This window comes from Variovorax sp. NFACC27 (assembly GCF_048301545.1).
In the GTDB taxonomy this organism is placed as follows: Bacteria; Pseudomonadota; Gammaproteobacteria; order Burkholderiales; family Burkholderiaceae_C; genus Variovorax; species Variovorax gossypii.
Map to the genome: position 1 here is coordinate 1641820 of NZ_CP157613.1, position 17043 is coordinate 1658862.

A 17043-nucleotide genomic window follows, 5' to 3' on the forward strand; every position below is an offset into this window, starting at 1 on the left:
AGCAGCAACCACGATGAACGCACAGGCAAAGGACAGCACGCAAGGGCCGGCAGCCCGGCCCTGGTGGCGCTATCCGCTGTTGTGGATGGTGATCGGCGGCCCGCTGGCCGTGATGGTCGCGAGCTTCGTGACCTTCTGGCTCGCATGGCGCAGCCCGGACGCGCTGGTGTCCGAGGACTACTACCGCGAGGGCGTCGAGATCAACAGGACGCTGGCCGCGAAGAAGCTTCTGCCCGCGCTGGCCGGCCGCAACCACGCGACCACGCCGGCGGACGACGTGCCGCTGCCGGCCCGGAAGGCGGCGCCATGAACGGTTTTCGCCAGTTCGCGGCCGTGTTGTGGCCTTCCTTCCTGGTGGCCTGCGGCATGGAGGTGCTGGTGTTCGCGCTCGTCGATCCCATCAACACGTTCTGCGGCGCCGACGCGCTGCGCATGTCGCGCCAGGGCATCTACACCGGTGCCTTCTTCGTCTTCTGGCTGATGGCGGCGGCGTCGAGCGCATGCACCGCGCTGCTCGCAGGCCCTCTTGCGCCTGAAGGCTCCGAAGCTTCCCTTGGGACGCCCCTGCAATGACTTCCGCCGCTTTCGCTCCTGTTCCCGCCGCCACCGCCGATGCCGGACCGGTTGCGCTGCCCGTCGACCTGCTGCGGCAGTTCGACGTTCCCGGACCGCGCTACACCTCTTACCCCACGGCGGACCGGTTCGTCGAGGCCTTCGGGGCCGACGAATACGCGCAGGCGCTGCGCCGACGGCGCGAGGCGGGCACGCTGGCGCCGCCGCTGTCGCTGTACGTCCATATTCCGTTCTGCGAGTCGCTGTGCTACTACTGCGCGTGCAACAAGATCGTCACCCGGCACCATGAGCGCGGCCGCCAGTACCTGGCCGACCTGGCGCGCGAGGCGGAACTCCAGGCCGCGCAGCTGGGCCGGGGCGCCACCGTCGGCCATCTGCATCTGGGCGGAGGCTCGCCCACATTCCTGGACGATTCGGAGCTCGGCGAACTCATGGCGCTGCTGCACCGGTCCTTCGCCTTCGTGCCCGGCGGCGAGCGCTCCATCGAGATCGATCCGCGCACGGTGGACGCGAGCCGGCTCTCGAACCTCGCCGCGCTGGGCTTCAACCGCCTGAGCTTCGGCGTGCAGGACTTCGATCCGGCGGTCCAGCAGGCCGTGCATCGCATCCAGCCGGCGCACCAGGTCTTCGCACTGATGGCCGCCGCGCGCGAGCTGGGCTTCGAGTCGATCAACGTCGACCTGATCTACGGCCTGCCGCGCCAGGACGACGCTTCGTTCGCGCGCACGCTGGCGCAGATCCGCGAGCTGAGGCCCGATCGCATCGCGCTCTACGCCTATGCGCACCTGCCCGAGCGCTTCAAGCCGCAGCGGCGCATTTCCGTCGCGGAGCTGCCGGACGCCGCCGCACGGGTGCGCATGCTCGCAAGCGCGATCGCGCGGCTCACCGAGGCAGGCTATGTCTACATCGGCATGGATCACTTCGCGCTGCCCGACGATCCCCTGGCCGTCGCCAGGAAGGAAGGCCGGCTGCATCGCGACTTCCAGGGTTACGGCACCCGGCCCGACGGCGACCTGATCGCCCTGGGCGTCTCGGGCATCGGCCGAGTCGGCGCCACCTACAGCCAGAATGCCAAGAGCCTCGACGAGTACCGCGATCTTCTGGACCAGGGCCGCCTGCCGGTGGTGCGGGGCCTCGCGCTCTCGCGCGACGACCTGCTGCGGCGCGAGGTGATCATGGCGCTGATGTGCCGCGGCCGGATCGACTTCGACACCATGGGCGAGTCGTTCGCCATCGACTTCCGGCGCTACTTCGCGGTCGAGTTCGCGGCGCTCGGGCCGCTGGTCGCCAATGGCCTGGTGCGGCTGAGCGACCACGACCTCGTCGTCACGCCGCAGGGCTGGTTCCTCGTGCGCGCGGTCGCCATGGTGTTCGACCGGTACTGCCGCGCGAACCGCTCGCGCTTTTCCCGAGTGGTCTGAGCATGCAACTCGCGCTTGCCGGTGCCGCGCTTCTCATGGGCCTCGCAGGAGGACCGCACTGCGTCGCGATGTGCGGCGCGGCTTCGTCGGCGGTGATCCGGATCGTGCCGCTCGCGCCGGCGGGGCAGGGCGGGGCGACGGCATTCGCGGCGCCCGGGGCGTTCCATCTGGGGCGCATCGCGAGCTACGCGATCGCAGGCGCCATCGCCGCGGCGAGCGTCGACAGCCTGGCGCTGGCCAGCACCCGGGTCGCCGCGCTGCGGCCGCTCTGGGTGCTGCTGCATGTCTTCGTGTTCGCCTGGGGTGCGATGCTGGCCGCCACCGGACGGCAGCCGCTGTGGGCGCAGCGCATCGGCCGTTCGCTCGAATCGCGCCTTCGCCCGCACGCGGGCGGCACCTGGCTGGGCGTGCTTGCGACCGGACTTCTGTGGGTGGCGCTGCCGTGCGGGCTGCTCTATTCGGCGCTGATGCTGGCGGGGCTGGGCAACGGGCCGCTGCAGGGCGCTGCGCTGATGGCGTTGTTCGCGACCGGCAGCGGCATCTCGCTGCTCGCCGGGCCATGGCTCTGGCAGCGCCTGCGCCTGGCCGGCAACGGCATGCGCCAGGGCTGGGGTACCCGGGTGGCCGGCATGCTGCTGGCCGGCGTGGCGGTGCATGCCCTGTGGTCGGATCTCGTCCGGCAGATCGACGCCTGGTGCCGCTGAAGGAGCCTTGCGGGTGATTCCTGCCGACGTCAGTCCAGCGTGATCCACCGGATGAACAGCTGCAGCACGAACCACAGGAAGGCCGCGCCCAGCGCGGCGCAGACGGCGGCGAGAAGCACGAGGTAGATGGACATCCGGGTTCCCTTGGTACGTCGGTGCGGGTTCATTCCCGCCCTCGGCGCCCGTCGCGCGGCCCGGTGCTGAAGCCGAAGAGGGAGTAGACCGGGCAATTGCCGACCACGCCCGTCAGCAGCGCCACCACGCCGAAGTAGCCCCAGAACCCGATGATTCCCTTGGCCGCCAGCGCGATCAGCAGCACGCCCGCACCGATGCGCAGCGCGCGGTCGAGGAGTCCGACATTGTTCGACAGGAAGGGCATGGACTTTCTCCTTGGGCGGTGTGGAGAACATCTTGCGCGCGCGGGCATCGGGTGATGTTGAGATGGATCAAGCACCGGCATCCGCGCCATCGCCTCGCGGCATGCGGCGGTTGATGCAGCGCAAGCCCGCGCGGGACGCGCGGGCCTAAGGTCGCTCCCATCGCATTCCGCGCGTCCAAGGAGAGCCTTCATGCAGACCCCGAAATCCATCCTGCTTCACCTCGACGGCTCGGCCCGCACGGCGGAGCGCATCAGGCTGGCCCGGCAGCTCGCCGAGGCCTTCGACGCCGAGGTGACCGCGCAGCCGTGCACCCTGTCCGCGCTCATGCGCTACCCGTACGCCATCGAGGCGGCGGCCGAGGCGGTCGCGATCATGCAGGAGATCGACAAGGAGGCGCGCGACAGGATGCATGCCGCATTCATGACGCACGGCGCGGGCTCGCCGCGCCTGCACTGGGCCGAACCTGAGAGCGACGGCCCCTGGGCATTCGCGCGGCGTGCCCTCTATGCCGACCTGCTGGTCCTCGGCCAGCGCGACCGCAACGACCCGATGGACGGAGAGCTGCCCGGCGACTTCCTGCCCAGCGTGCTGGTGGACAGCGGCCGGCCGGCGCTGGTGCTGCCCTATGCGGGCCCGGTCGGTCCCATCGGCCGCACCGTGCTTGTCGCCTGGAAGGAAACCCGCGAGTCCGCGCGCGCGGTGACGGCCGCGTTGCCATGGCTGCGCAAGGCGGCCCGCGTGCATGCCGTGGCCTACGGCGAGGGCGCGCAGGCATCGCTCGGGCGCCTGCAGGACTATCTCCGGATGCAGGGTGTTCACGACCTCTCCCTGCATCCCGGCGGCGACAAGGAAGACGATGTCGGCAACAGGCTGCTGTCCTTCGCCTCCGACGTGTCGGCCGACATGCTGGTGATGGGCTGCTACGGCCACAGCCGGGCGCGCGAATGGGTGCTGGGCGGAGCCACGCTGTCCATGCTCCAGTGGATGACGCTGCCCGTGCTGATATCGCATTGAGGCCGCCGTGCGCATCGACTTTCTCGGCGGCACGGGCACCGTCACCGGCTCGAAGTACCTGCTGACGCACGAAGGACGGCGGCTGCTGGTCGACTGCGGGTTGTTCCAGGGCCTGAAGCAGCTGCGCCTGCGCAACTGGGACGAGCTGCCGGTCGACCCCGCCGGCATCGACGCCGTCCTGTTGACGCATGCGCACATGGATCACAGCGGCTTCGTGCCGCGGCTGGTCCGGCTCGGCTTCAAGGGCAGGGTGTACTGCAGCGCGGCCACCCGTGAACTCTGCGAACTGCTGCTGCCCGACTCGGGCCGCCTGCAGGAAGAAGACGCCGATTTCGCCAACCGCCACGGCCGCTCGAAGCACAAGCCCGCGCTGCCTCTCTATACGGAAGAGGACGCCCGTGCCGCCCTGAAGCGCTTCGAGCCCGTCGGGTTCGCACAGGAGTGCTCCCCGTGGCCGGGCTGGTCCTGGCAGCTGCGAAGGGCCGGCCACATCCTCGGCGCGGCCAGCCTGCGCATCGGCTGGGAAGGCTCCAGCATCCTGTTCTCGGGCGACCTGGGGCGCAGCGACGACCTGCTGATGCGTCCGCCCGAGGCGGCAGCTGCCGCGGACTACGTGGTGGTGGAGTCGACCTACGGCGACCGCAGGCATCCCGCCGCGGACACGCTCTCCGAGCTGGCCGGCGTGATCAACCGCACGGCCGCGCGCGGAGGCATCGTGGTGATACCGGCCTTTGCCGTGGGGCGCGCGCAGACGCTGCTGCATTGCACCCAGCTGCTCAAGCAGGCGCGGCGCATTCCCGACATGCCGGTCTACCTGAACAGCCCGATGGCGGCGGACGCCACGCGCATCTACCGCAGGCATCTGGATGAACACCGCCTGAGCGCCGAACAGTGCGCCGCGATGCAGGGAAAGACCATCATCGTCAACACGATCGAGGAGTCCCGGCGGCTGAACAGCCTGGGCTTTCCGTCGATCATCGTCTCGGCCAGCGGCATGGCCACCGGCGGACGGGTACTGCATCACCTGAAGGCCTATGCGCCCGATGCCCGCAACACGATCCTGTTCGCGGGCTTCCAGGCCGCGGGCACGCGAGGCGCGGCCATGGTGGGCGGCGTCGACGCGATCAAGATCCACGGCGCCTATGTGCCGGTGCGCGCGGAGGTCGCGAACCTCGAGACGCTGTCGGCCCATGCCGACCGCGACGAGCTGCTCGCCTGGCTCGGCACCCAGCGCGCGCCCCGCCGGGTGTTCGTGACCCATGGGGAGCCGGTGGCCGCTGATGCCCTGCGGCTGGCCATCGAGGAACGCCACGGCTGGCCGTGTACCGTGCCCGACTATCGCGAGTCGCGCGAACTCTGAAGCATGCCGGGGCTTTTCCCGGTCAGGGCACCAGGACTGCGGCTCCCTCGATGCGGCCGGCGCGCAGGTCGGCCAGCGCTTCATTGGCCTGCGAGAGCGGATAGGTCCTGACGTGCACCTGCAGCGGATGCGCCTGCGCGAAGTCGAGGAACTCCCTTGCATCGGCGCGCGTGAGGTTCGCCACCGACACCACGCTGCGCTCCTCCCACAGCAGCCGGTAGGGAAAGGCCGGAATGTCGCTCATGTGGATTCCTCCGCACACGACCCGGCCGCCCTTGCGCACCGCGCGCAATGCGGCCGGCACCAGCTCGCCGGCGGGCGCGAAGACGATGGCCGCGTCAAGCGGCTCGGGCGGGTGCTCGTTCGAGCCGCCGGCCCATGCGGCGCCGACGCGGCGCGCGAAGTCCTGGGTCCTCGGGTCTCCCGGGCGGGTGAAGGCGAAGACCGTGCGCCCCTGCGCCACTGCGGCCTGCGTCATCAGGTGCGCCGCGGCGCCGAAACCGTAGATGCCCAGCCGATGCGCGTCTTCGCCTGCCGCCTTCAGGCTGCGCCAGCCGATCAGGCCCGCGCAGAGCAGCGGGGCGATGCGGGCGGCATCGGTTTCATGCATGTCCAGCGGCAGGCAGAACGCGGCCTCGGCGATCACGTGGCTCGCGAAGCCGCCGTCGCGGTGGTAGCCGGTGAATCGCGGCGCGTCGCAGAGGTTCTCGTGGCCGTCCTCGCAGAACGCGCAGCAGCCGCAGCTGTGGCCCAGCCAGGGCACGCCCACGCGGTCGCCCAGCCTGAAGCCCGTTGCGCCGGAACCGATGGCCTCCACCACGCCCACGATCTCGTGGCCCGGAACGATCGGCAGCACCGGCAGCGGCAGTTCGCCGTGGACGATGTGCAGGTCGGTGCGGCAGACCGCGCAGGCCAGCACGCGCAGGCGCAACTCGCCCGGGCCGGGTTCGGGGATGTTGCGTCTCTCCATCTCCAGCGGGAGCAGTGCGGCGCTCAGCGTCATGGCGCGCATGGTCGGCACGCTTCGCAAGCCGTGGGCCGGGGCGGCCTGCACGGAGGAGGTCGCACGCATGTCGGCTCGCCCGGATTCAGGCGTCCACGAGCAGGTCGTTCACCACCACGGTGACACCCGGGGTGGCCCACGCGGCACCCTGCACCGCGTCGCGCTCGGTCCAGGAGTGCACAGTGCCGCGCAGCGTGACATGCGAGCCGTCGACCAGGATGGAGAGCTTGCGGGCCTCGCGGTCGGCCTGGCGCGAGAGCGCCTCGTGGATCTTCTGCTCGACGTCGGCGGGCGTCACCTTGGACTTGACCTTCACGAGGTTCGACACGCCGGTCACGCCCATCAGGTTGCGCACTGCGATCTCGGCGGCGCTGCGCTGGTACTCCCACTCGACCTCACCGCTGAGCGTGAGCCAGCCTTTCTCCACCATGGGGCGGATCTTGCCGTCGGGCACGAGCACGTTCCATTCGAGCGCGCGCTCGGCCGCAAGGGCGATGTCGGCGTCGGTGCGCTGGTTGTCGAAGGGCAGCTTCACCGTCAGCTCGACGGCCAGTGCCTTCACGCCGTGCACGCGCTGCGCGGCGCGTTCGACGGCATATTTCTCGGCGTAGCTGGCGAGGTGGCCGGTGAGGGTGGCCACGCCGTCCTTGACGATCACGCCGATGTCGGAGGACTTGACGTCGGGTGCCCAGGTGAGTTCGGCCTGGATGTCGTCGCGCAGTTGGGTATCGGTCTTCATGAAGATTCCTTGCAATGGATGGATGAAGGGCGGTCGTCGCGCAAGCCGTGGCAACCGTGGAATCCACTGTAGGAAGGGCGCGCCCGGTCCGTCTTGCGCTGGATCAAGGGGCATGGGGGCGGCGAGCGCGCGGCGCGGGACGTGCCCGCCGGGCTCAGGCGATGGCGTCCAGCAGTAGCGCCTGCAGCACGAAGCGCCGGTTGTCGGCCAGCGGCATCGCGTCCCCGAGCAGTTCCGCGAGCCGGTCGGCCGGATGGTCCTTCGTGGCGGCTCCGTCGAACACCGGGATTCCCGCATGCAGCCCGATGTGCCGCACGAGCACGGGGTCCAGGCCCTGGCATTCCACCGCCTCGTAGAGGCGGCCGAGCATGCGTGCCGTGTGCTGCACTTCCTGCGGCGTGCTCGCGCGGGACAGGCTCGAGCGCATCACGGCGACGTGGGCGCCCAGTTCCTCGGCGGCCCGGCGGAACAGTGCCTGCGCCTCGTCGGGCTGCGTCTCGCACAACAACCCCAGGTTCTTGCCGCGCAGCAACTGGCGCGTGGTCCCGTCCAGCGCCGCGCGCTGGAGGATGCGCGCGTGGCTGAGCAGGCTCGCCACGTTCAGCGGGGAGAGCTGGAGTTCGGCCTCGGGACTGCAGGCGTTGTTGGATGGGGGCATGTCAATGGTCAATGTGTGACTCGCCGAGGCTAAGCCGGCCGGAGGTCCCGGGCTTGATGCAGGTCAAGGCACGAGACGCGACTGCGTGACTTGCTGCATGTCGCACTCCGTTGATACACACCGGACACATTGCATTCACCGAGCGTTACGCGCCGATTCCGGCCGTTGTCATTGCATTGCCGATGGGTTCCTAGCATTCCTGCATCGAAACGCGAAGACCACCAAGGAGTCCCAGATGCTCAACGCCGCCATCCCCTCGACGAACGCCGCGGTCCCGACCGTGCAGGCCCAGGTCGGCATCGGCCGGGATTGCACGGGACAGCAAAGCACCGCCGACACGCTGAAGCTGCTCTGCGAACAGCTCAGGCCGCAGCGCCGCGTCGTCCACGCGGGCGACACGATCTACCAGGCGGGCGAGCGCTTCGGCAACCTCTACATCCTGAACTCCGGCTTCTTCAAGATCGTGAATCTCTCGGCCGACGGGCGCGAGCAGGTGGTGGGCCTCAAGTTCCGCGGCGACTGGCTCGGCTTCGACGGCATCGCAAGCGGGCGGTACTCGTGCGACGCCGTCGCCATGGACACCGGTGAGATCTGGGTCGTCTCGTACGAGGCCCTGCTGGCGGCCTGCGCCGCGCATCCCGCCTTGCTGCAGGTGTTGCATGCCGCCATGAGCCGCGAGATCGCGCACGACCGGGATTCGCTGATGTCGGTCTGCACGCTGCCGGCCGACGCTCGCGTGGCCGACTTCCTGCGCTACTGGGCGGAGACGCTGGCCGAGCGCGGCATGCGCACCGACGAAATCACGCTGCGCATGACGCGCGCCGAGATCGGCAACTACCTGGGCATGACGCTCGAGAGCGTCAGCCGCGCGCTGTCGCGGCTGGCCCGCGACAACGTCATCGGATTCGCAACGAAGGGGCGGCGCGACGTGCAGATTCCCGACGTGGGCGCCCTGTCGGCCTTCGTGCAGCGCTGCCTGGCGCCCGCGCCGGCCATGCTCCAGTAGAGCCTGTCTCCAGCGCGTTCAGGCGCGGCTGGCCAGCACCCTGGCCATGGCCCGCGCTAGTTCGGAGCGCGTATAGGGCTTGCGCAACAGTTCCCAGCTCTGCGGCACTTCGCGGTCGGCGTCCAGCAGTTCCGACGAGAAGCCCGACATCAGCAGCACCGCCAGTCGCGGAAGCCGCTGCTGGACTTCGTAGGCCAGCCGGGTGCCGCGCATGCCGGCGCCCAGCGCGATGTCGCTCAGCAGCAGATCGAACGGCCCGGTGCCCGCGTCGAGCGCGGACAGCGCCTGCTCGGCCGTGGCGGCAGTGAAGACCTCGCAGCCCAGCGTGGACAGGAACGTGTGCACCACCTTGCGGACTTCCGCGTCGTCTTCGACCAGCATCACGCGCAGTCCGGCCGGCACGGTCTCGTCGGTCGGTTCTTCCGCCGCGGCCGTTGGCCGTGCTTCCTCCTGCTGCGGCAGGTAGAGCGTCACAGTGGTGCCCTGGCCAGCCTTGCTGTCGATCGCGACCGCGCCGCGCGACTGGTTGACGAAGCCGTACACCGTGCTCAGGCCCAGGCCTGTGCCGCGGCCGGCCTCCTTGGTGGTGAAGAAGGGCTCGAACGCGCGCTCCTTCACTGCCTCGGACATGCCCGTGCCGCTGTCGGCAATGGAGATGGCGACGAAGCGCGTGGAGGTATCGCCCTGCGGCTCGTTGCGCTGGCCGCGCAGCGCCGTCGGCAAGGCCCCGCACGGCTCGGTGCGGAAGCGCAGCGTGCCGCCCTCGGGCATGGCGTCGCGCGCATTGATCGCGATGTTGAGCAGCGCCGACTCCAACTGCCCCGGGTCGGCCACCACGGGTGGACAGCCGGGGGCGGTGTCGATCTCGATGCGGATGCGCTGGTCGAGCGTGCGGCGCAGCATGTCGGCCAGCGAGTGCAGCAGCGCGCGGGTGTCGACTGCGCTCGGCTGCAGCATCTGGCGGCGCGAGAAGGCCAGCAGCTTGCCGGTGAGCTCCGCGCCCCTTCGCGTGGCGCGGGCCGCGGCCGCCAGCAGCTGCTGCGCATAGCCGTCCTGTGCGAGCACGGGCAGCTCTTCCAGCACCTGGAGGTTGCCCTGGATCACGGTCAGGAGGTTGTTGAAGTCGTGCGCGATGCCGCCCGTGAGCTGGCCGACGCTTTCGAGCCGCTGCGAATGATTGAGCGCTTCCTCGGTCTGCATGCGCTGCAGGCTGGTGGCGATCAGGCTGGAGAGCGAATCGAGAAAGCGCACCTCTTCGTCGCCGAAGCGCCTGGATTCCTTCGAGCGCACCGACAGCATGCCGATCACGCGCCCCCGGTCGGACAGCGGCACGGCGAGCGCGCTGACCAGCCCGGCCTCGAGATAGGCAGGGGGCACGCTGAAGCGGCTTTCCTGGGCGTAGTCCTGCACCACGACCGGCCGGCCCTGCGAGAACACGAAACCTGGTGGAGTGTCGGGCCGGTTGGCGATGCGCGCGCCGATCTCCTCGCCGGCGACCAGGCCGACGCCGCTGGCCACGCGAAACTCGGGGCGGGTGCTGTCGAGCAGCCACACCATCGCGACCTCGACCTGCAGCGCGGTGGTGATGATGGCCGGTACATGCTCCAGCACCACCTGCAGGTCGCGCGTGTCGACCGCCAGGCGTCCCAGCTGGGCCAGGTGCTCGCTGTAGCGCGCGCGCTGCAGCGCCTGCTTCACGCGCGGGTAGGCGCCGATGTCCCGGATGGCGGCCACCACGAACGGCAGGCCGTGGCTCTGCAGCGGGCTGAGCGCGATCTCGACCATGACCTCGCTGCCGTCCTTGCGCTTGGCCACCAGCTCCATGTGGGTGCCCATCGGGCGAGGGCGGGGTGCGTGTCCATACGCCTCGCGGTACGACGCGTGGCGCGGACGGATGCTGTCGGGCACAAGCACGTCGACGTTCAGGCCCACCAGTTCGTCCGCCGCGTAGCCCAGCAGCGCGGCCGCCGATGGGTTGGCCAGCATGATGCTGCCCGAGCGGTCCACGACCAGCAGCGAGTCGGGGTAGGCGACGAAGAGCGAGCGGAACACGCTGCCTTCGTCGAAGCCCTCGAAGCCTGGCGATGGGCCCTGCATGGGCGCGCCGGGCGGCAGCGACGGCCTGTCCGCGTTGTCAGCCATTGGAGACCGGCGGCACCAGGATGTAGCCTGCGCCCCGTACCGACTTGATGAGCTGCGGATCTTCCGCATCCGCCTCGATCTTCCTGCGCAGGCGGCCGACCTGCACGTCGATCGTGCGATCGAATGGCGCCGCCTCGCGGCCGCGCGTCTGTTCGAGCAGGAAGTCGCGCGAGAGCACGCGACCCGGATGGCGGGCAAAGGCCTGCAGCAGGTCGAACTCTCCGCCGGTGAGGGCCACTTCCTCTCCTTGCGGATTCCTCAGGCTGCGCGCGGCCGTATCGAGCTGCCAGCCGGCGAAGCGCAGCCTGTCGGGAGAGCCCGCCGAGGTTGCGGCGGCGGGTGCCGGCACTTCGGGCGCGATCCGCCGCAGAACTGCCTTCACGCGCGCCACCAGCTCGCGCAGGTCGAAGGGCTTGGTCACGTAGTCGTCGGCACCCACCTCGAGGCCGACCACCTTGTCCACCGCGTCGCCCCTGCCCGTGACGATGACCAGGCCGCAGCGGAAGCTCTCGCGCAGCCGGCGCGCAATCGAGAAGCCGTCTTCGCCCGGCAGGCCGAGATCGAGCAGCACGAGATCCGCAGGGTCCGAGCTCATCAGCGACATGAGCGATCGTCCATCGTGGACCTGTGTGACGCGGAAACCGTGGCTCTGGAGGTAGTTGGCCAGCAGCAGCGTGATGTCAACCTCGTCGTCGAGCACCGCAATGTGGGAGGCTTGTTTCATGCGATGGCAGGAAGGAAATGGAATTCGGATGTCGTGGGCACCCTGTATCGCCGGGAGCGTAGCACGCACGCCCTGCTGCGGCATCCCCTGCAAGAGCCGTGGAAGGCCGTGTGCCAGGCTGCGGTGTCGGCGGGACCATCGGCAGTTCCAGATCTCCGGCATGTCGCGCCCTCCTGAAACGGGGCCTGCCACCGGCTCCGGCGCGGTGGGCGGGAAGATTCTTCCGCCGCGGTCTCGCACAGGCCTTGCGCCACATCAAGGCCGGTGCCGGGCGCGCTCCGCAGAATCGCGCGCACTCTGTTCACGAGGTACCCATGCATTCATTGCTCTATTCCGGCGTTCTCCATCTTCCATGGTGGGGCACGGTGCTGGCCGCGCTGGCGCTCACGCACGTCACCATCGCTTCGGTCACCATCTTCCTGCATCGCCACCAGGCGCATCGTGCGCTCGAGCTGCATCCGGCGGCGAGCCATTTCTTCCGCTTCTGGCTGTGGCTGACCACCGGCATGGTCACCCGGGAATGGGCCGCCGTGCACCGCAAGCACCACGCGAAGTGCGAGACCCCGGAAGACCCGCACAGCCCCCAGGTGCACGGGCTCAACCGCGTGCTGTGGGGCGGCGTGTTCTTCTACATGCGCGAGGCGAGGCAGGCGCAGACCCTGGAGCGCTACGGCCACGGCACGCCCGACGACTGGCTGGAGCGCAGGCTCTATTCGAAGCACAAGATTCTCGGCATCGTGCTGATGGGCCTTGCGGACATGGCGCTCTTCGGCGTGGTGCCGGGCGGCCTGGTCCTGCTCGTGCAGATCGCTTGGATTCCCTTCTGGGCAGCGGGCGTCGTCAACGGCATCGGCCACTACTGGGGTTACCGCAACTGGCCCGCGCGCGACGCCAGCACGAACATCTTTCCGGTGGGCATCCTGATCGGCGGGGAGGAGCTGCACAACAACCACCACGCCTTTCCCGCTTCGGCCAAGCTTTCGAACAGGTGGTTCGAGTTCGACATCGGCTGGCTCTACATCCGCGTGCTGCAGGCCCTCGGCCTGGCGAAGGTGAAGCATGTGGCACCCGTGCCGCGCCTCGTCGCGCCGAAGGCGAACATCGACCTCGCAACGGTGCAGGCGGTCATCCGCTGCCACTACGACGTGCTTTCCAACTACACGCGCTCGCTGAAGAAGGCCTGCGTGGCCGAGCTCGACCGCCTGCGCCGCATGTCGCCGGAGGCCGCGCGCGCGCTGAAGACGGTGAAGCCGTGGCTCGGCAAGGACCAGGCGCTGCTCGGTCCGTCCCGCTACAGGCAGGTGGTGCAGGCGTTGAATGCATCGCAGGCGCTGGCTACGATGTATTCGATGCGCGGGGAGCTGACGGCCTTGTGGAGCCGTTCCACCTCCACCGGCGACCAGCTCGCCAGGCAACTGCAGGACTGGTGCCAGCGCGCAGAGGCGAGCGGCATCGTGCCGCTGGTCGACTTTTCGCGCCGCCTGCGTTCCTACGCCTGAGCGAGGCGGCGCCAAGGAGATGCGGATGAAGCTCGTGCCGGCTATTTGCGTTTCGTGTGCCGCGATGGCGATGGCGCTGGCCGGCTGCGCAGGCTTTTCCTCGCAGGCGCCGGCCGGCGGCACGCTCACCGGATCGCTGGCGGGTGCCGCGCCGGGCAGCGTGGCAGCCAGGGCGATGGACGACGGCGACCGCCGCCGCGCCGCGAGCGCACTGGAGACCCTGGCGAACGGCGAGTCGTCGGCCTGGCGCAATCGCGAGACCGGAGACAGCTTCGTGTTCACTCCCACGAGCAGCGTCGAGCGACGCGGCGAACGGTGCCGCGACTTCAGGCTCGAAGTGGTCGCCGGCGGGCGGCCCGACAGCATCGGCGGCAGCGCCTGCCGGCAGCCCGATGGTTCCTGGCGCATCCCGGGCTGAGGCCCGGCAGTCCGGAGTCCGGCCATGATCCGGCGGTTCGACGTCTGCAACGGCGATGCCGACGGGCTTTGCGCCGCGGTGCAATGGCGGCTGCACGATCCCGGCCAGGCCGAGCTGGTGACGGGGCTCAAGCGCGACATCACGCTGCTCGGCCGAGTTCCCGCACGGGTGGGCGACGAGGTCAACGTGTTCGACATCTCGATGCAGCGCAACCGCGCCGACCTGATGCGCCTGCTCGAAGAGGGGGCGTGCGTGCGCTACTTCGACCACCACGCGGCCGGCGAGATGCCCTCGCATCCGCGCCTGGAAGCGCACATCGACGAGGCGAGCGACGTCTGCAGCAGCCTGCTGGTCGATCGCCACCTGGGCGGCGCGCATCGCGCCTGGGCGCTGGTCGGCATCTACGGCGACAACATGGGCACCGTGGCCGATGGGCTCGCGCTCGGCAGCGGCTTCGAGCCCGGCGACTGCGCAGGGCTGCGGCGGCTGGGCGTGTTGATCAACTACAACGCCTACGGCGACCATGAACGGGACGTCTGCATCGCGCCCAGGCTGCTGTTCCCGCTGATGGCGCGCTATCGGGACCCGCGCGACATGCTGGCGCACGAGAGCATCGTCGACGAGATCGATGCGCTGCGCCGTGACGACCTGCGCAAGGCCTCCAGCGCCGCCACGCTCTGGCATGGGCCCCGTGGCAGCGTGCGCGTGCTGCCCGATTCGCCCTGGAGCCGGCGCGTGATGGGCTGCCTTGCCAACGAGCTGGCCAACGCGGAGCCCGAGCTGGCCCATGCGGTGTTGAAGGTGGAGGGCGACGGCTATGTCGCGAGCGTGCGTGCGCCGCTGGTGCTTCCGGGCGGCGCCCACGCGCTGTGCAGCCGCTTCGGCGGCGCCGGCCGTTCGCGCGCCGCCGGCATCGACCGGTTGCCACGCGGGGAGCTGTCGCGCTTCGTCGAGGCGTTCGCCAAGACGTCCTGGGGCTGACGGCGTCTCGCTGCTCAATGCAGCAACCGGAAACCGGCAGCCGCAATCCAGCCGCACGCCAGGCTCGCGGCCAGCGCGGCTGCCACGCGCAGGGCGTAGACCCGGCCACCGGTCGCCAGCGCCACGGCGCAGCGTGTGAGCGTGTTGGTTCCGACTGCCAGCAGCATGCCCCGGACGAAGTGATCCGTCGACAGCGTGCCCGCCGCATGCAGCGAGGCGAGCGAGGCCACGGGTGCATGCGCGTCGGCCAATGCGGCGAGCGCGATGCCGATCCGCAGGCCGGTGTCGCCGAAGTACCGCTGGGCCGAGCCCACCAGCAACGCGACCAGAGCCAGGGCAACGGCGATGGCCAGCGCTTCGCGGGGACGCAGCGCGCTGCGCGTGCTGGCCGGCGCTTCGAAGGGCACCGGCGGCGGAGCGGACCGCAGCGGCAGCAGGCCCACGGCCCCTGCGCCCGCCGCACCGGCAAGGGCCACGGGCAATAGCGCGAGACCGGCCCGCGGCGACAGCGCGAAAGTCATCGTCAGGGCCAGTGCCCACGTGGCCACGGCCGACAGGCCCGCGGCGCCGGCCAGCAGGCCCGCGTGCTGCGGCTGCTCGCGTGCACGGTTGCCGAACGAGGCCACGGTGGCCGTGCTCGACACGAACCCGGACGCGAAGCCCAGGCCCAGCAGGCCGCCGCGCGCGCCCAGCCAGCGCACCGCGGCCTGGCCCGCGGCCTGTATCGCCATGATCAGCAGCACCATCGCCGCCAGAGGCCGTGCCGCGATGCCACCGAGCATCTCGATGGGGTGCGCGGGAATCAGCGGCAGCGCGATCAGGGCGAGCGCCGCCAGCAGCACGCCGTCGTGCAGCTCCTGCTCGCTGAGCAGCTCCGTCGCGAAGCGGTGCAGCCGGCGCCTTGCAGCCAGCAGCAGCGCGAGGCCGGTTCCGCAGGCCGCGCCGAGCGACGGCGACATGACGCACAGCACACCGATCAGATAGGTGGCGAACAGGGAGATCTCGGTGGTCATGCCCGGGTCGGGCGAGCGGCTCTTCCAGTGCGACACGGCTGCCAGCGTGGCGACGAGCGCTGCTCCGATGGGAACGAGCGCCGCAACGGGCAAGGTCTGCGCAATCGCACCGGCCAGCGCCACGATGGCGAAAGTGCGCAGGCCGGCGGCCGCCCGGCGGTCGCCGTCGCCCTTGCGGCGCTCGCGCTCGATGCCGACCACCAGCCCGATGCCCAGTGCCACGGCCAGCCCGACAATCGCCGACGAAGGACTGAGGTTGTTCATGCAACCAGTGTCCCCGGCGGCCATGTCGCGTCAAGGCTGTCCCGGGCCGATTCCTTGCGCTAGCTCAAGGGCGGGCAACGCAGGCGCGCATAACGTGTGGGCATGAAAGCACTCGTATACCAGGGCCCCGGTCTCAAGTCGCTCGAGGACCGTCCCATGCCCGGGATCCAGGCGTCGGGCGACGCCATCGTGCGCATCCTGAAGACGACCATCTGCGGCACGGACCTGCACATCCTCAAGGGCGATGTGCCCAGCTGCGCGCCAGGCCGAATCCTGGGGCACGAGGGCGTGGGCGTGGTCGAGAGCGTCGGCGCGGCCGTGAGCGCATTCCGTCCTGGCGATCACGTGCTGATCTCGTGCATCTCCTCGTGCGGCAAGTGCGAGAGCTGCCGCCGCGGCATGTATTCGCACTGCGCGAGCGGCGGCTGGATCCTGGGCAACACCATCGACGGCACGCAGGCGGAGTACGTACGCATCCCGCATGCGGACACCAGCCTCTACCCGGTGCCGCCCGGCGCGGACGAAGAGGCGCTGGTGATGCTCAGCGACATCCTGCCGACCGGCTTCGAGTGCGGCGTGCTCAACGGCAAGGTCGCGCCCGGCAGTACCGTGGCCATCGTGGGCGCCGGGCCGATCGGCCTGGCCACGCTGCTCACGGCGCAGTTCTATTCGCCGTCGCAGGTCATCCTGATCGACCTGGACGACGGCCGGCTCGAGGTCGCGCGCCGCTTCGGCGCGACGCACACCATCAACAGCACCGACGGACGGGCGGCCGAGGCAGTGCTCGCATTGACCGGCGGCCGGGGCGTCGACGTGTCGATCGAGGCCGTGGGCATACCGGCTACCTTCGTGCTGTGCCAGGACATCGTGGCACCCGGCGGCATCATCGCGAACATCGGTGTCCATGGACACCCGGCAGACCTTCACCTGGAGCGGCTGTGGTCGCAGAACGTCGCGATCACCACGCGCCTGGTCGACACCGTCTCGACGCCCATGCTGCTGAAGACGGTGCAGTCGCGCAAGGTGGACCCGGCACGGCTGATCACGCACCGCTTCAAGCTCGACCGCGTCCTGGACGCCTACGACACCTTCGCGCGCGCGGCGCAGACGCACGCGCTCAAGGTGATCATCGAGGCGTAGTGGC

18 protein-coding genes are annotated in these 17043 nt (G+C 70.0%); 11 read left to right on the forward strand and 7 right to left on the reverse strand.

Features of this window, described 5'->3' with window-relative positions:
* Positions 1–13: 13 nt before the first annotated feature.
* From ABL840_RS07630 to ABL840_RS07645, 4 genes are read left to right on the forward strand one after another with little or no spacing between them, the layout of a single operon-like run.
* The gene (locus tag ABL840_RS07630) at positions 14–310 is read left to right on the forward strand and encodes a FixH family protein (RefSeq protein WP_093196535.1); all 297 of its coding nucleotides are present in this window, start codon (positions 14–16) and stop codon (positions 308–310) included.
* A complete protein-coding gene (locus tag ABL840_RS07635; RefSeq protein WP_093196533.1) occupies positions 307–573 on the forward strand; it encodes a hypothetical protein in 267 nt (88 codons plus the stop codon). Before ABL840_RS07630 ends, ABL840_RS07635 begins: the two co-directional genes overlap by 4 nt.
* Positions 570–1994, forward strand: a complete 1425-nt coding sequence (gene hemN, locus ABL840_RS07640) for an oxygen-independent coproporphyrinogen III oxidase (protein ID WP_093196509.1) — start codon at positions 570–572, stop codon at positions 1992–1994. The genes ABL840_RS07635 and hemN overlap by 4 nt, the downstream gene beginning before the upstream one ends.
* A 2-nt stretch (positions 1995–1996) precedes the next feature.
* Positions 1997–2698, forward strand: coding sequence for a sulfite exporter TauE/SafE family protein (locus ABL840_RS07645; RefSeq protein WP_093196507.1), 702 nt, complete (start codon positions 1997–1999; stop codon positions 2696–2698).
* 163 nt (positions 2699–2861) lie between these two features.
* Here ABL840_RS07645 and ABL840_RS07650 read toward each other — a convergent pair whose 3' ends face one another.
* Positions 2862–3077 (reverse strand): YgaP family membrane protein, encoded by a 216-nt coding sequence (locus ABL840_RS07650; protein ID WP_176947385.1) that lies wholly within the window; start codon positions 3075–3077, stop codon positions 2862–2864.
* Positions 3078–3267: 190 nt separating this feature from the next.
* Here ABL840_RS07650 and ABL840_RS07655 point away from each other — a divergent pair, with 190 nt between their 5' ends.
* Positions 3268–4092: a universal stress protein gene (locus ABL840_RS07655; protein WP_093196505.1), complete on the forward strand. Its 825-nt coding sequence runs from the start codon at positions 3268–3270 to the stop codon at positions 4090–4092.
* A gap of 7 nt (positions 4093–4099) precedes the next feature.
* The gene (locus ABL840_RS07660; protein WP_093196503.1) at positions 4100–5452 is read left to right on the forward strand and encodes an MBL fold metallo-hydrolase RNA specificity domain-containing protein; all 1353 of its coding nucleotides are present in this window, start codon (positions 4100–4102) and stop codon (positions 5450–5452) included.
* Positions 5453–5474: 22 nt separating this feature from the next.
* Here the strand turns inward: ABL840_RS07660 and ABL840_RS07665 are convergent, their stop codons facing one another.
* The 3 genes from ABL840_RS07665 to ABL840_RS07675 form a co-directional block, all read right to left on the reverse strand.
* Entirely contained in the window at positions 5475–6464 is a 990-nt protein-coding gene (locus ABL840_RS07665) for a zinc-dependent alcohol dehydrogenase family protein (protein ID WP_093197209.1), read from the reverse strand.
* A 76-nt stretch (positions 6465–6540) separates the two neighbouring features.
* Positions 6541–7194, reverse strand: coding sequence for a BON domain-containing protein (locus tag ABL840_RS07670; protein ID WP_093196501.1), 654 nt, complete (start codon positions 7192–7194; stop codon positions 6541–6543).
* A gap of 154 nt (positions 7195–7348) precedes the next feature.
* Positions 7349–7852, reverse strand: coding sequence for an ornithine carbamoyltransferase (locus tag ABL840_RS07675; protein ID WP_093196499.1), 504 nt, complete (start codon positions 7850–7852; stop codon positions 7349–7351).
* A gap of 235 nt (positions 7853–8087) precedes the next feature.
* Here ABL840_RS07675 and ABL840_RS07680 point away from each other — a divergent pair, with 235 nt between their 5' ends.
* Positions 8088–8858, forward strand: a complete 771-nt coding sequence (locus tag ABL840_RS07680; RefSeq protein WP_093196497.1) for a Crp/Fnr family transcriptional regulator — start codon at positions 8088–8090, stop codon at positions 8856–8858.
* A gap of 18 nt (positions 8859–8876) precedes the next feature.
* Here ABL840_RS07680 and ABL840_RS07685 read toward each other — a convergent pair whose 3' ends face one another.
* Positions 8877–11000 carry a PAS domain S-box protein gene (locus ABL840_RS07685; protein ID WP_093196495.1) on the reverse strand — a complete coding sequence of 708 codons (2124 nt, stop codon included), beginning with the start codon at positions 10998–11000 and terminating at the stop codon, positions 8877–8879.
* Positions 10993–11724 (reverse strand): winged helix-turn-helix domain-containing protein, encoded by a 732-nt coding sequence (locus tag ABL840_RS07690; RefSeq protein ID WP_093196493.1) that lies wholly within the window; start codon positions 11722–11724, stop codon positions 10993–10995. Before ABL840_RS07690 ends, ABL840_RS07685 begins: the two co-directional genes overlap by 8 nt.
* A 314-nt stretch (positions 11725–12038) precedes the next feature.
* Between ABL840_RS07690 and ABL840_RS07695 the strand changes: the two genes are divergently transcribed.
* Genes ABL840_RS07695 through ABL840_RS07705 form a run of 3 tightly spaced genes read left to right on the forward strand, consistent with a single transcriptional unit; the run spans position 12039 to position 14622 of the window.
* On the forward strand, positions 12039–13223 hold the full coding sequence (locus ABL840_RS07695; RefSeq protein ID WP_093196491.1) for a fatty acid desaturase: 1185 nt from the start codon (positions 12039–12041) through the stop codon (positions 13221–13223).
* A 25-nt stretch (positions 13224–13248) separates the two neighbouring features.
* Positions 13249–13641 (forward strand): RT0821/Lpp0805 family surface protein, encoded by a 393-nt coding sequence (locus ABL840_RS07700; RefSeq protein WP_093196489.1) that lies wholly within the window; start codon positions 13249–13251, stop codon positions 13639–13641.
* A 24-nt stretch (positions 13642–13665) separates the two neighbouring features.
* Positions 13666–14622 (forward strand): hypothetical protein, encoded by a 957-nt coding sequence (locus ABL840_RS07705; protein ID WP_093196487.1) that lies wholly within the window; start codon positions 13666–13668, stop codon positions 14620–14622.
* A gap of 14 nt (positions 14623–14636) precedes the next feature.
* On the opposite strand, the gene ABL840_RS07710 is transcribed toward ABL840_RS07705, so the two are convergent.
* The gene (locus ABL840_RS07710) at positions 14637–15899 is read right to left on the reverse strand and encodes a DUF4010 domain-containing protein (RefSeq protein ID WP_093197206.1); all 1263 of its coding nucleotides are present in this window, start codon (positions 15897–15899) and stop codon (positions 14637–14639) included.
* 102 nt (positions 15900–16001) lie between these two features.
* On the opposite strand from ABL840_RS07710, the gene ABL840_RS07715 reads away from it, so the two are divergent.
* Entirely contained in the window at positions 16002–17039 is a 1038-nt protein-coding gene (locus ABL840_RS07715) for a zinc-dependent alcohol dehydrogenase family protein (protein WP_093196485.1), read from the forward strand.
* The last annotated feature ends 4 nt before the right edge of the window (positions 17040–17043 follow it).

What these genes read in the sequence shown, in the direction of transcription:
- ABL840_RS07630 (WP_093196535.1), top strand. Translation starts at nt 14, where the DNA reads ATGAACGCACAGGCAAAGGACAGCACGCAAGGGCCGGCAGCCCGGCCC.
- ABL840_RS07635 (WP_093196533.1), top strand. Translation starts at nt 307, where the DNA reads ATGAACGGTTTTCGCCAGTTCGCGGCCGTGTTGTGGCCTTCCTTCCTG.
- hemN (WP_093196509.1), top strand. Translation starts at nt 570, where the DNA reads ATGACTTCCGCCGCTTTCGCTCCTGTTCCCGCCGCCACCGCCGATGCC.
- ABL840_RS07645 (WP_093196507.1), top strand. Translation starts at nt 1,997, where the DNA reads ATGCAACTCGCGCTTGCCGGTGCCGCGCTTCTCATGGGCCTCGCAGGA.
- ABL840_RS07650 (WP_176947385.1), bottom strand. Translation starts at nt 3,077, where the DNA reads ATGCCCTTCCTGTCGAACAATGTCGGACTCCTCGACCGCGCGCTGCGC.
- ABL840_RS07655 (WP_093196505.1), top strand. Translation starts at nt 3,268, where the DNA reads ATGCAGACCCCGAAATCCATCCTGCTTCACCTCGACGGCTCGGCCCGC.
- ABL840_RS07665 (WP_093197209.1), bottom strand. Translation starts at nt 6,464, where the DNA reads ATGCGCGCCATGACGCTGAGCGCCGCACTGCTCCCGCTGGAGATGGAG.
- ABL840_RS07670 (WP_093196501.1), bottom strand. Translation starts at nt 7,194, where the DNA reads ATGAAGACCGATACCCAACTGCGCGACGACATCCAGGCCGAACTCACC.
- ABL840_RS07675 (WP_093196499.1), bottom strand. Translation starts at nt 7,852, where the DNA reads ATGCCCCCATCCAACAACGCCTGCAGTCCCGAGGCCGAACTCCAGCTC.
- ABL840_RS07680 (WP_093196497.1), top strand. Translation starts at nt 8,088, where the DNA reads ATGCTCAACGCCGCCATCCCCTCGACGAACGCCGCGGTCCCGACCGTG.
- ABL840_RS07685 (WP_093196495.1), bottom strand. Translation starts at nt 11,000, where the DNA reads ATGGCTGACAACGCGGACAGGCCGTCGCTGCCGCCCGGCGCGCCCATG.
- ABL840_RS07690 (WP_093196493.1), bottom strand. Translation starts at nt 11,724, where the DNA reads ATGAAACAAGCCTCCCACATTGCGGTGCTCGACGACGAGGTTGACATC.
- ABL840_RS07695 (WP_093196491.1), top strand. Translation starts at nt 12,039, where the DNA reads ATGCATTCATTGCTCTATTCCGGCGTTCTCCATCTTCCATGGTGGGGC.
- ABL840_RS07700 (WP_093196489.1), top strand. Translation starts at nt 13,249, where the DNA reads ATGAAGCTCGTGCCGGCTATTTGCGTTTCGTGTGCCGCGATGGCGATG.
- ABL840_RS07705 (WP_093196487.1), top strand. Translation starts at nt 13,666, where the DNA reads ATGATCCGGCGGTTCGACGTCTGCAACGGCGATGCCGACGGGCTTTGC.
- ABL840_RS07710 (WP_093197206.1), bottom strand. Translation starts at nt 15,899, where the DNA reads ATGAACAACCTCAGTCCTTCGTCGGCGATTGTCGGGCTGGCCGTGGCA.
- ABL840_RS07715 (WP_093196485.1), top strand. Translation starts at nt 16,002, where the DNA reads ATGAAAGCACTCGTATACCAGGGCCCCGGTCTCAAGTCGCTCGAGGAC.